Raw genomic sequence first — 12,408 nt, 5'->3', positions numbered from 1 at the left:
GGGCAATAGTAGATAACAGCCTCCTATCCCGCCTTTTGGGTTCGCGAGCGAAGGCGAGGAAATACTTTCACGGTCTCGCCTGCGCTACGCCGGTTCCGAGCGGGCAGGGGACTGTGTCGTCGAGCAGTGGCTCGACAACCCGGAGCGGCACCTGCGTCGCTACACCGCCATCCGCTGCACATTGCCCTGCGCTTGTCGTGCACCGAAACGCCCTTTCTCATCACGCTCCACATGGGCCACGGCGATCTGTGCATCATGGGTAAACACCAGCCGGCCATTGCTGGCGACCATATCGTTGAGCAGGGCTTCCTTTTCCTCGATCAGGGTTTCCGGGAAGCGATCGTAACCCATGGTGATCGGCAGGTGCAGCCAGGGTGAGCCGGGGATCAGATCACCGGGAAACACCACCGGGCCATCCGGCATGTCGAACTCGGGCAGCATCAGCCCCGGTGTGTGACCGTCGCTGAAACGGAAGCGCCAGTCCTTGCCCAGGGTGGTCGACCGCTGGCCATCGCGGATCAGTTCCACCCGGCCACTGGCCGTGAGCAATTCGATCAACTGCGGAATGAAGGAAGCCTGATCCCGTGGGTGAGGCCGACGGGCCCGGGCCCAATGGCGTTCGCCAATCACGAAGGTGGCGTTGGGAAACAGCAGCTGGGGTTCTTCCCCGTCCTGCCAGGCGCTCAGCAATCCGCCGGCATGATCGAAATGCAGGTGGGTCAGCACCACTACATCGATATCCTCATGGGTCAGACCGACCGCCGCCAGACTGTCGAGCAGCACATGGCTGTGCTCAACCACGCCGTAACGCTCCTTCAATTGCGGCGAGAAGAAGGCGCCGATGCCGGTTTCGATGAGGATGTTGCGGTCATCTTCCTGCACCAGCAGGGCGCGGCAGCTCAGCTTGATGCGGTTCTGCTCGTCGGTCTCGACCCAGCGTGACCAGAGCGCCTTGGGTGCGTTGCCGAACATGGCGCCGCCGTCCAGGCGCTGGCTGTTGCCTTCCAGAGTGGTAAAAGTACGCATGATGGAGTCTCCGTGGCCCCGATACCGGCGCGAATGCCGGTATCGGGACGGGGTTACAGATTGAAGGTGTAGCCGATGATCAGCCGGTTCTCGTCCATGTCACTGGCGAAGTTGCTGCGGTAGGTTGCGTTGCGCCAGTGCAACGAGAAATTGCGCAGCGGACCGGTCTGGATCACATAGACCACATCGGTGTTGCGCTCCCATTCCTTGCCGCGCCCGGTGGCATGTTCGATATTGTGGCCGTGGGTATAGCGGTTCATCAATTTCAGACCAGGCAAGCCAAGGTCGGCGAAGGAGTAGTCATGCCGCAGTTGCCAGCTGCGTTCGTCGCGGTTGGCAAAATCCTGGATCTGTACCAGATGGGCCAGGAAAGGATCGGTGCCGTTCAGGTAGGCAAAGCCGGTGTCGCCTTCCATGTGCTGGTAGCTGGTGCCGAGGCGGTGCATGCCGGCCTGGTAGCTGAGCCCCAGGCTGGTCATGCGGTTATCGATATTGCTGCGCCCGGCATCGCTGGAGTCGGCAAAACGCAGATCCATGTTCAACTGATGGCCGTTTTGAAACCGCCAGCCATGGCCCAGGGTCAGATAGTGTTGCCGGTAGATGTCCTTCAGCTCACCGTAGTGCCAGCTGGCCTGGGTCCGTTCAGAGAAACGGTAACCCACACCGGCGAAGTCGAAGGCGTTGGTGTCGGGATGGCCGCTGGTGATACGCACGTTGCGCGCGCCACCCTGTACCGGAGCCATGCGCTGATGGTCTGACGAGTCGCGCAGGTTGACCCGGTCGAAACGCCCCAGGTCGAGATCCAGCGTGGCGTCCGGCCTGGCCTGCAGCCAGGCACCGCGAAAGCTCTGCGGCAGCAGGCGGCTGTCATTGTGCATGGCCAGGGGCATCGAGGGTAGCAGGGTGCCGATGCGCAGCACATGCTCATCCAGTCGCAGCCTGGCGGTCAGCCCCAGCTCACTGTATTCATCCATCGCCCGGCCTTCGCTGGTGTCGCGCTTGAGGATGCCGGTGCCGCTGCGGTCGGGGCTGGAGTCGAGCTTGATGCCGAGCAGGCCGATGGCATCCAGGCCCAGGCCGATACGACCTGCCGTGTAGCCGGAGCGCCACTCCGCCCGTACACCCTGGGCCCATTCATCGGCCTTGCTCTGGGGGGCGTTGGGCTGACGGAAGTCGCGGTTGAAGTATAGGTTGCGCAGGCTGATCTGTGCCTCGCTGTCGGCCAGGAAGTCGGCACTGGCCGGTAGGGAGAACAGGCCGCTGCCGAGCATGGCAAGACTGATGCCGATCCGTTGCATGTTGGTAGCTCTCATCATTGGGCGGCATCCTGTTCCGGTTTTTTCACATCGCTGACGCTGCGGAATTTCAGCAGGTGGGTGCGCTCGACCAGGATGTACAGTGCGGCGCCGGCAGCCAGCCCCCAGCCAGCGCCGTACACCGCCAGTACCACACCCATGGTGCCGGCGATGCCGCGCTCGGTATTGTTCTGCAACTGCTCGAAACCGACCATCAGGCAGATATAACCGGTGAGGATCAGCGTCAGCGACAGGGCGATCGGCAGTACCGGCTGGAAGAAGCTCACCAGCGGCAGCATGAACAGCGCCAGGAAGCCGCTGATCCAGAAGGTGCCCGCGCCGCTGTAGATGGAGTCCATGGCCTTGCGCCCATACTTGTAGCGCTCGGCCATGGTCGCTGCCACCGCGGTCCACAGCGGGCCGGCCAGGCCGGGGTAGGGGGCGAAGAAGGCATGCAGGGCGTTGCGGATGGCGGTGACCAGATGCACGCGGTCGATGTTGTTCTCGATCACTTCGTCGGTGCGCAACTCGTCGGCGCGCTGCATCAATGATTGACCAACGATGATGTCGCCGAAGGCAATCACATAGGAGATGATCGCCGTGGGTATGGCCAGCATGAACACCCTGGCATCGGGGAAGCCAACGGTGAACGGCAGATAGTTCCACATCTCGCCGAAGGCCGGAGCGGTGATGCCGAAACGTACATCGGGCATGTCGTACTCGCCGGTGGCGATACCGATGAAGATGGCCACCAGCATGCCGGGGACCATGCCGTAGTTGACCACCTTGCGGGCCAGCGGCACGCGCTCGGTGAGCCCCTTGAAGGACACCGAGAACATCAGGTACAGACAGATCAGGCTGCCCAGCACCAGCGATATCGGCGTATTGGCCAGGCGCCCGCCCGCATCGATTTCACCGATCAGCGCGGCGATACCGGCGCCGATGATGATGCCGCCTTTCATCGAGTTGGGGATCAGTCGCACCAGGGTGCTGCCCAACCGGGTGATACCGAGCACCAGAAAGATCAGAAATACCAGGAACTGCAGGGCGAACAGCGCCTGGATGGCCTCCGGCCCCGGCTCGAAATCACCGAGAAACAGCAAGACCACGGGAATGCCGGGGGTGATCCAGCCGGGTACGAAGGGTACGCCGAGCAACGCCGGCAGCATGAAACCGACACCGCAGACCACCACATAGGCCAGCGCCACATCGTAGGGCAGGCCCAGGTAGGTCTGCAGCAGCGGCATCATGCCGAGACTGACCACGAACATGATCAGCGCCTGGAGCATTTCTGCAGTTTCCCAGCGGTAGTGGATGAAGGGCAGGCGAATCTTGAACGGGCCGCAGGGCCAGTAGGGTTGCTCGGCGCCATGGGCGCGCTTGTAGACTTGCATGTAATACTCCTTTTCGCCGAACAGCAGGCGCAGGGCATGAGCGCCCGGACCATCGCCGACGGCTTATTGTTGTTGTGAAACAGGAAATACTGCCGGCGGTCCGGCGATCCGGCAGACCGGCGAGCCCTGCAGTGGCCTGCAGGGCCTGTTGCGTATGCGGATCAGGACACCTGGCGCTGGCTGGCCCACTCGCGCAGAACGAACTTCTGGATCTTGCCGGTCGAGGTCTTGGGTAGGTCTATGAACACAACCTCCTTCGGAATCTTGAACGCGGCCAGATGCTCGCGGCAGAACCGGATCACCTCTTCCTCGCTGGCCTGCTGCCCGGCCTTGAGGGTGATGAAGGCGCAGGGCGTTTCACCCCACTTCTCGTCGGGCTTGGCCACCACTGCCGCTTCCAGCACCGCCGGATGCCGGTAGAGCACCCCCTCGACCTCGATGGTGGAAATGTTCTCGCCACCGGAAATGATGATGTCCTTGAGCCGATCCTTGATCTCGACGTAGCCGTCCGCATGCCATACAGCCAGATCGCCGGTATGGAACCAGCCGCCTGCAAACGCCTCGGCAGTGGCGGACGGATTCTTCAGATAGCCTTTCATCACGGTGTTGCCGCGCATGAAGATCTCGCCGATGCTCTCGCCATCCCGGGGGACCGGTTGCAGGGTTTGTGGGTCCGCGACCATGACCCCTTCCAGGGTCGGGTAGCGTACGCCCTGGCGGGCCTTGATGCGGGCGCGCTCATCCAGTGACAACGCATCCCACTCCTGATGCCAGGCGCAGACGGTCACTGGACCATAGACCTCGGTCAGACCGTAGGTATGAGTCAGCTTTATGCCCATTTCCTCCACCGCACCTATTACCCTGGCCGGTGGGGCGGCGCCGGCGATCATGGCATGCACCGGGTGGTCGATGGCGGCCTTGGCTTCCGGCGGCATGTTGACCAGCGCGTTGAGCACGATGGGCGCGCCGCACATGTGGGTCACCTGCTCATCGTGGATCAGGTTGAGGATCTTCTGCGGATCGACCCGGCGCAGGCATACATGCACGCCAGCCATGGCGGTGACCGTCCAAGGGTAGCACCAGCCGTTGCAGTGGAACATCGGCAGGGTCCACAGGTAGACCGGGTGCTGGCCCATGTTCCAGGTCATCTGGTTGCCCATGGCATTGAGGAAGGCACCGCGGTGGTGGTAGACCACCCCCTTGGGGTTGCCGGTGGTACCCGAGGTGTAGTTCAAGCTGATGGCATCCCACTCATCGTCGGGCAACTGCCAGACGAATTCGGGATCACCCTCGGCGAGGAAGGCTTCATAATCCAGCGCACTGGTCGGCTGACCTTCACCATATTCGGGATCGTTGACATCAATCACCAGCGGCGGATGATCGAGCATGCCCACGGCGGCATGCACAATCTCATGGAACTCGCGGTCAGCGATCAGCACCCTGGCCTCGCCATGCTGCAGCATGAAGGCAATGGCCTCGGCGTCGAGGCGCACGTTCAGGGTATTGAGCACCGCCCCGATCATGGGCACACCGAAGTGGGCTTCGAGCATCTCGGGGATGTTCGGCAGCAGCACCGCCACGGTATCGCCCTTGCCGATGTTCCGGTTCCTGAGTGCCGATGCCAGACGGCGGCAGCGGCTGTAGGTCTCGGCCCAGGTACGGCGCACGGCACCATGCACAACGGCGGGGTAGTGGGGGTAGACGCTGGCTGAACGCTCGATAAAGGTCAGCGGAGACAGGGCAGTGTGGTTGACGGCAGTGGCCGGCAGGCCTTCCTGGAAGATGGACATGACTCGTATCCTGTATGGCGTTTTATTAGCTCTTGTGTAGAAAGAATGCGACTATCTTTGGCGCATTGCTTTGCTTGCTGGCGCTATTTATAGATCAGCTACAGAATAAATGGAAGTATTACTAAGGTAATATAGTATTTCTACCATATGGTGATTGGGTGCCATACAAGAACAAAACCAATACCGCCCCGCGCTGGCTGCTGCCGGACGCGGACCCCCAGCCGGCCGTGGTGCTGGATGCCAACGGGCGGCTCTGCGACTGGAACCCGGCACTGCATGCGCTGCTGGCCGCCGGCAACGCGCCGGATGACCTGTTGCCGCAGAACTGGACAGAGCTGGTCAAGGCTGCCCTGGAACAGCAGCGGGCGATTGACGAGGTGCGGGTACAGACGCCTGACCAGCGGCAGTGGCTGTGGACCCTGTTCCCGCTGGACGCAGACCATGTACTGGGCCGCGCCCGGGATGCCACCGACAGCCTGCAGACCTACCAGCAGGCCCAGGTCGCCCGCCGCCTGTACCGGCTGATCATCGAAAACACCACCGACCTGATCTCCCGGCATACCCCCGGCGGCGACTTTCTCGATGCCTCGCCCGCCGCCTGGGCGCTGCTCGGCTACTGGCCGGAGCAACTGCGTGGTACCGCCATCCAGGCATTGCTGCATCCGCAGGAGCAGGACGAACTCATGCAGCGCTATGCCAAAGCGCTGGAGCAGGACGGCTATCTCACGGTCAGCTACCGCATCCGCCACCGGGACGGCCACTACCTGTGGTTCGAAACGGCCAGCCGGGCCATCCGCGAGACTTATACCGGCAACGTGGTGGAATACATCAGCGTGTCCCGGGACATCACAGAACGGGTGCGCAGCGAAGAGCGCAGCCGCCGGCTGCAGGATGAGCTGACCCACGCCACGCGGCTGGCAGCCCTGGGCGAGCTGGCCTCAGGCATCGCCCATGAAATCAACCAACCGCTGGCCGCCATCGTCAACTACGCCAGTGCCAGCCAGCGCTACCTCACCGCCCTGCAACCGCAAGGCGAGGCCGGTCAGCGCCTGACCCAGGGGCTGGAACGCATCGCCGGCCATGCCCAGCACGCCGCCGAGGTGATCAAGCGCATGCGCGCCTTCCTGCGTAAGGGCCCGCGCAAGGCCCAGCGGGTCAGCCCGGCGCAACTGGTGGAAGACGCTGTGCAACTATGCGCCTGGGAAGCGGCGCAGCAGCAGGTGGACATCATCCAGCAGATCCCGCCGCAGCTGCCCGACGTACACGTCGACCCGGTGCTGTTGCAACAGGTGTTGCTCAACCTGCTGCGCAACGCCATCGAAGCCAACCGCGATCTGCACCCGGACCGCGCATCGCAGATTCACCTGCGGCTGGATGCCGAGCAACGCCTGGTACACCTGCGGGTGATCGACCAGGGCGCCGGCGTCAGCCCCGAACAACTGGATAGCCTGTTCACCCCCTTCTACACCAGCAAGCCGGACGGGCTGGGGCTGGGGCTATCCATGAGCCAGAGCATCATCGAAAGTTTCGGCGGCGGGCTGCAGGCCAGCCCCGCCGAGCAGGGCGGGCTCTGCCTGCACGGCTGGCTACCGGCCCTGCCTGACCTACAAGAACAAACAGCGGAGAACTGAATATGGACATGCAACAGCAGCGGGTATACGTGGTGGACGACGACCAGGGCATGCTCGACTCCACCGTATGGCTGCTGGAGTCGGTCGGCCTGCAGGCCATCCCCTACACCTCCGGCCAGGCCTTCCTCGACAACTACAGCGAAACACTGACCGCCTGCGTCCTGCTGGACATCCGCATGCCCGGCATGGGCGGCCTCGCCGTGCAGGATGCCCTGCGCGAGCGGGGCAGCCAACTGCCGATCATCTTCGTCAGCGCGCACGCCGACGTGCCCATCGTCGTGCGCGCCTTCCGCGGCGGCGCCGTGGACTTCATCGAAAAACCCTACAACGAACAACTGCTGCTCGACAGCGTCCAACGCGCCCTGCGCCTCAACCAACGCCCCACCACCAACGGCCCACAAGCCGCAGAAGTACAGCAACGCCTGAGCCAACTCACACCCCGCGAACGGGACGTACTGCTGCCGCTGGTCCAGGGCTACAGCAACCGGGAAATCGCCGAACAACTGGGCATCAGCGTCAAGACCGTGGACCTGTACCGGTCACGGGTGATGAAGCGAATGCAGGCGGATAGTCTGCCGGCGTTGGTGGGAATGGCGATTGGGGTGGGGGTGGTGGAGCCGTTTGGGTTGCAGGAACTGTAACTCCAGCCCCTCCCTCGTCATCCTCGGCAGCTTTCAGCCGAGGATCCACCCTTCAGGCGGCTTGGCGTATCAGTGGGTTCTCAGCCTTAACCGAGCACAACGCTGTTGCCATTCCCGGTCAGATGGGTAGCCATGCGCCATTGTTTGCACTATGTTGGGCGACAGCAAGGGAGTGCGGCTATTCTCGCCATGCGGGCAGGGACAGCTGGCATTTCCCCACAATGTTGAAGATATCCCCTGGCCGTGTCTGGCTGTGAAGGGGCGGGCGGTAGCGTGCCTGGTGGGATGGGCAGTAGTAATGTAGTCACGAAAAGATGCAGGCAAGCGAATACGGGGCGGGTCGTGGTGGTGGAGGTAATTTGTTGATTTTTAATGTTTTTTTTGGGTGGTGTGACACCGTGCTAGCGGGGTTATATCGAACAAACTGTTATGTATTAGTACCGCGTGCGGTCTAATCACTGTTATGCCCTATAAAGTTTCGAGTTAATTATGGCTAAAAAGAAAATAATTTCAGTCGGGTTTCAAATTGCTTCGTCGGATGTTGAGTACTGTGATTTTGACTCGGAACAGTCTCTCTTGGATTGGGATATCATCCTGTTTAGACCAAGCATCTACAGCTTTATGGACTACTCCGACACATATAAAGGGAAACCATCCCTATCTGATAGTAAATCCTTCAGACTAAAAGAGCGTTGTGAGCACTGGAGAAGAGAGATCAAGGATAATGTCGAGGCAGGTAAGTGTGTGGTCATTTTTCTTCCAGAATTGGAGCAGATGTATATTGCTACGGGAGATAAGACATACTCTGGGACAGGAAGGAATCGGCAAACCACTAGAATAGTTACAGAGTACGACAACTACCAGTGTATACCTGCCGATCTGCGTCCGGTAAGTCGAAAAGGAAAGGCTATCAAGCTAGCCCCCCAAAAATCAGAGCTAATTGCATCTTATTGGGCAGAATTTGGGCCATTGTCAGAATACAAGGTGGTTTTAGACGATGATACCCCTGCCTCTTTGTTAACAAAGCATGGCGATAAGGTTGTTGGTGCTATATTTAAATCAGGCTCCAGGAACGGGGCGATGATTTTGTTACCGGACCTCAATTTTTATGATCAATCATTCTATGAAGAAGTAGAACTTGAAGACGGCGTTGAAGAACGTTGGACCGATAAGGCCGAGCAGTTTTCCGCTCGTATAGTGAAGTGCTTTTCGTCAATTAATTCTTCTTTAAGAAATGATGCTGAGTTAACACCAGAGCCAGACTGGGCAACTGCAAATGTGTACAGTCTTGATAAAGAATCAAAATTGATTGCGAGCCTCTCAAAGGTCGAGGAAAAGATCGAAGATCTGCAATCCAAAAAAAACAGTTTAATGACTAATCTGAGAGATGCTGGAAAGCTCCGTGCATTATTGTATGAAACAGGAAAGCCCCTCGAGTCTGCCATCATTGATGCTTTAAAGATTCTTGGGTTTAAGGCTGACAGCTATGAAGATGACAAATCTGAGTTTGATGCTGTCTTTGAGTCCAAGGAAGGCCGGCTGATTGGTGAAGCAGAAGGAAAAGACAATAAAGCAATCAATGTTACTAAGTTAAGGCAGCTTGCTTTAAACATCCACGAAGATCTTGAGCGTGAAGAGGTGAAATCGCCAGCCAAGGGCGTTCTATTTGGAAACCCTTACAGATTGCTTCCCATTGAAGATAGAGAAGACCCCTTCACTGATAAATGTAAAACAGCGGCGCAGACCAGTTCAACCGCTTTGCTCTTCACGCCAGACCTATTCGCCGTCGTACGATACTTATCAAACCATTCAGATGCCGCTTATGCTAGAGAATGCAGAAAAGCAATTGCCACAACGACGGGACGCGTAGTGTTTCCTAGAATCCCAGAGAGGGGACGAGAGCATGAATACATTTCAGAACAATAGATGGCATAACAAAGCGCTGCTGCCGGACAATTTTTCCGCTGCGCTCCAAAATTGCCGCAGAGCGCGGCGTTATGTAGGTAAGACCAGTGCCGAAAAATAGACCAGAAAAATAATGTTTCCGTTGATACAGTTGCGAATGACAATATCAAAGGGCAGCTTTATGCAATACGATTTCGAGTTGGTGAGTTCTACATCGGCGGAGTGTGCGGACTATCAGAGTGCCTTTCACTGTGCGGTCAGCGCTGTGGAGAGTATTTTCTATGACCTGCCGTTTACGGTTGTGGCCTCGATACCAGTGATATCCGTAATACCAAATGATGTGTGCAAGGGTTCCATGAGCTTTCCTGAAATAAAGGATTTGGCTCAGGGCGCATTTGTTGATTCTGATGGAGTGCTTTATCCCCAGTTCAAAGTAGTCAAGCCAAGGTCTAGTCTATGAATTCGGGGGCCATAACAAGGCGCTGTTTTCGGACCACTTGTCCGCTGGCACTCCCAAGTGGCCGCAAAGCGCGGCGTTAACCGTTAAGGAGAGTTAGCGATGAGCCTGAAGAAATGCAAAGCATGTGGCACAGAAATGTCGCGGAAAGCGGCAGCCTGCCCCAAGTGCGGAGAACCCAACAAGGAAGCAAACCATCTTTCTGGTGGACAGGTTCTTGGTGCCTTGGTACTCGCTGGCATCGGTATCTGGTGGTATGCCGGTGGCCCGCTTGACCATCACGTTGCATCTGAAATGTCAAAAACTGAGCATCAAGTTGCTGCGGACTCTGTGAATCAATACAACATCGCCAAACGACAAGGTGACGCGATGCAGATTTGTGTTCAAGCAGGGCTGGTAAGCGCGGCGTACCTTCAAGCAAAAGATGAACAGAATTACCAAACTTGGAAGCGTACTGAGGCCGAAGATTGCAAGCGTGCAGGTATCCCGCAATAACGGCTAACAATTCATTCAAGCCGACGCCGCTTCGCGGCGCGGCTTAATTCAGGCGTTACGTTTCTCGCAATGCAGACTCAAGCCCCAGGTGATCAACAAAGGGGAAAAAATCGCGATCCAGAAACAGCAGGGGTAGCTCCTTTTCTATGCAGAATGTCGCGATGATCACGTCGGCCGTTTTTCTGATCGTGATGCCCCTTTTGCGAAGTGAGCGATAATTGTCTGCGCATTTGACCGCCATATCTTTGCCAAACATCTCGTATTGATTTAGCGCGAGCAGGCTTTGCTTGGTCTGACGATATTGTTTGTCGTTCCGGATGCCTTGCAGGATTTCCAGAAAGATTAGGTCCCCGATGGCAACAGACCCTTGGACTATCGAGGCATCCAGCAAGTCAGTGTGTGGGTTATTGACTCCGTTGAAATAGTCGATCCAAACGCTGGTATCCACCAGTATCATCGGGCGCTCCGCATTTCATCCAGGTCGCCTTCCCACTTGATTTTTCCTCGCAGCTTTCGAATTTCCTGCTGTTTGCTCAATTGAACCAGAAGTTTCAGGCCTTGCTCGACGGCTTCTTTTTTGGTTTCGTAGCCGGAGGCTTTGAGGGCCTCGGCCATCAGCTGATCGTCAATGACAATGTTTGTTCTCATGGTGCACCTATGTGTATGGTTTCCAGAATATGTACACATTCTAGCTCTTCAGGAAGAACATAACAATCGGCTGCACAGCGACCGATCTCCCGCCGCTTCGCGGCTACAAATCGGCCCATGTGCCGGGCGTTAGCTGCGATTGACTTGCTCAAAAAGTGACACAGAAAATGCAGAAAATGGGGTCAGGTACATTTAAAGAGTAGGATCATTTAAGGGACAGTAGTTGATTCACAGGGAGTTCCGATGTACATGCCACCACCCCACCTATACTCCTTCCGCCGCTGCCCTTACGCCATGCGTGCCCGGCTCGGCCTCCTGTTCGCCGGCTTGCAGGTCGAGCTGCGGGAGGTGGTGCTGAAAGACAAACCGGCGCAGATGCTGGTCATCAGCCCGAAGGGCACTGTGCCGGTGCTGGAGCTGATCGCCAACGAAGGCACCGGCAGCATTGTCATCGAGCAGAGCAGGGAGATCGTGGAGTGGGCGCTGCGGCAGCATGATCCGCAGGGTCTGTTGAGTGTCGATCCGGTGCGGGCCAACGTGCTGATCGACCAGAATGATCAGCAATTCAAATACTGGCTGGACCGCTACAAATACGCTGATCGGTATCCAGAGCTGCCTCAGTTGGAATACCGGAAGCAGGGTGAGGTGTTTCTGCAGTTTCTGGAGGGTTTACTGGCTGAGGGTGAGTATCTGCTGGGTAGCAAGGTGAGTATGGCGGATATCGGTATCATGCCGTTTGTGCGCCAGTTTGTTCATGTGGATCAGGAGGTGTTCTACGGTCTGCCTTATCCGCACCTGCAGCGATGGCTGCGGCATTGGTTGGGGCATCCTCTGTTTCAGCAAGCCATGGTCAAGTTCAAGCCCTGGCAGGAAGGCGATGAACCTGTGCTGTTTCCGCAAGACAGCCTCTGAGGTCAGAACCCTACAGCCAATGGCCTGGGTTCATGGCGTTGCACTGCAGGCTGGGGCAGTAGGCACTGAGTGCTTGGCTGCTCTGGGCTGCACTAGGGCGTTGTACGGCGTTGACGGTCAGAGTAACCAGTACGGCGCTGGCGAAGACAACCAGGGTTACATCATTGAGAATGCGCTTCAGCATGGCATCAGGGTCCTGCTCTATTGTTCTTGT

The 12,408-nt window shown here is 58.0% G+C and carries 12 protein-coding genes; 5 read left to right on the top strand and 7 right to left on the bottom strand.

What is annotated here, in order from left to right; all coding sequences use genetic code 11:
- Window positions 1-159: 159 nt before the first annotated feature.
- From H6X51_RS08535 to H6X51_RS08520, 4 genes are all read right to left on the bottom strand, one after another.
- Window positions 160-1,026 (bottom strand): MBL fold metallo-hydrolase, encoded by an 867-nt coding sequence (locus H6X51_RS08535; protein ID WP_185267119.1) that lies wholly within the window; start codon window positions 1,024-1,026, stop codon window positions 160-162.
- 53 nt (window positions 1,027-1,079) lie between these two features.
- Window positions 1,080-2,342 (bottom strand): OprD family porin, encoded by a 1,263-nt coding sequence (locus tag H6X51_RS08530; protein WP_328795641.1) that lies wholly within the window; start codon window positions 2,340-2,342, stop codon window positions 1,080-1,082.
- A complete protein-coding gene (locus tag H6X51_RS08525) occupies window positions 2,339-3,715 on the bottom strand; it encodes a solute carrier family 23 protein (protein ID WP_185267118.1) in 1,377 nt (458 codons plus the stop codon). The genes H6X51_RS08530 and H6X51_RS08525 overlap by 4 nt, the downstream gene beginning before the upstream one ends.
- 161 nt (window positions 3,716-3,876) lie before the next feature.
- Window positions 3,877-5,505, bottom strand: coding sequence for an acyl-CoA synthetase (locus H6X51_RS08520; RefSeq protein ID WP_185267117.1), 1,629 nt, complete (start codon window positions 5,503-5,505; stop codon window positions 3,877-3,879).
- Between the two features lie 158 nt (window positions 5,506-5,663).
- Here H6X51_RS08520 and H6X51_RS08515 point away from each other — a divergent pair, with 158 nt between their 5' ends.
- The 4 genes from H6X51_RS08515 to H6X51_RS08500 all read left to right on the top strand — a co-directional run bounded on the left by H6X51_RS08515 (window position 5,664) and on the right by H6X51_RS08500 (window position 10,634).
- Window positions 5,664-7,136: a PAS domain S-box protein gene (locus tag H6X51_RS08515; RefSeq protein WP_328795640.1), complete on the top strand. Its 1,473-nt coding sequence runs from the start codon at window positions 5,664-5,666 to the stop codon at window positions 7,134-7,136.
- Window positions 7,137-7,144: 8 nt separating this feature from the next.
- The gene (locus H6X51_RS08510) at window positions 7,145-7,777 is read left to right on the top strand and encodes a response regulator transcription factor (RefSeq protein WP_185267125.1); all 633 of its coding nucleotides are present in this window, start codon (window positions 7,145-7,147) and stop codon (window positions 7,775-7,777) included.
- Between the two features lie 489 nt (window positions 7,778-8,266).
- A complete protein-coding gene (locus H6X51_RS08505) occupies window positions 8,267-9,703 on the top strand; it encodes a hypothetical protein (protein WP_185267116.1) in 1,437 nt (478 codons plus the stop codon).
- A gap of 538 nt (window positions 9,704-10,241) precedes the next feature.
- The gene (locus tag H6X51_RS08500; RefSeq protein WP_185267115.1) at window positions 10,242-10,634 is read left to right on the top strand and encodes a hypothetical protein; all 393 of its coding nucleotides are present in this window, start codon (window positions 10,242-10,244) and stop codon (window positions 10,632-10,634) included.
- A gap of 55 nt (window positions 10,635-10,689) precedes the next feature.
- Here H6X51_RS08500 and vapC read toward each other — a convergent pair whose 3' ends face one another.
- Both vapC and H6X51_RS08490 read right to left on the bottom strand, forming a co-directional pair.
- Entirely contained in the window at window positions 10,690-11,091 is a 402-nt protein-coding gene (gene vapC / locus H6X51_RS08495; protein ID WP_185267114.1) for a type II toxin-antitoxin system VapC family toxin, read from the bottom strand.
- Window positions 11,088-11,282 carry a type II toxin-antitoxin system VapB family antitoxin gene (locus H6X51_RS08490; protein ID WP_061334038.1) on the bottom strand — a complete coding sequence of 65 codons (195 nt, stop codon included), beginning with the start codon at window positions 11,280-11,282 and terminating at the stop codon, window positions 11,088-11,090. Before H6X51_RS08490 ends, vapC begins: the two co-directional genes overlap by 4 nt.
- 249 nt (window positions 11,283-11,531) lie before the next feature.
- Here H6X51_RS08490 and H6X51_RS08485 point away from each other — a divergent pair, with 249 nt between their 5' ends.
- Complete coding sequence (locus H6X51_RS08485) at window positions 11,532-12,194, top strand: glutathione S-transferase (RefSeq protein WP_185267113.1); 663 nt, start codon at window positions 11,532-11,534, stop codon at window positions 12,192-12,194.
- A gap of 10 nt (window positions 12,195-12,204) precedes the next feature.
- Here H6X51_RS08485 and H6X51_RS08480 read toward each other — a convergent pair whose 3' ends face one another.
- A complete protein-coding gene (locus tag H6X51_RS08480) occupies window positions 12,205-12,378 on the bottom strand; it encodes a hypothetical protein (protein WP_185267112.1) in 174 nt (57 codons plus the stop codon).
- Window positions 12,379-12,408 lie beyond the last annotated feature (30 nt).

The organism is Halopseudomonas xiamenensis (assembly GCF_014219065.1).
Lineage (GTDB): Bacteria > Pseudomonadota > Gammaproteobacteria > Pseudomonadales > Pseudomonadaceae > Halopseudomonas > Halopseudomonas xiamenensis.
Note: the sequence above shows the minus strand (reverse complement) of the source record. Positions and strands in the feature narration are given on the sequence as shown.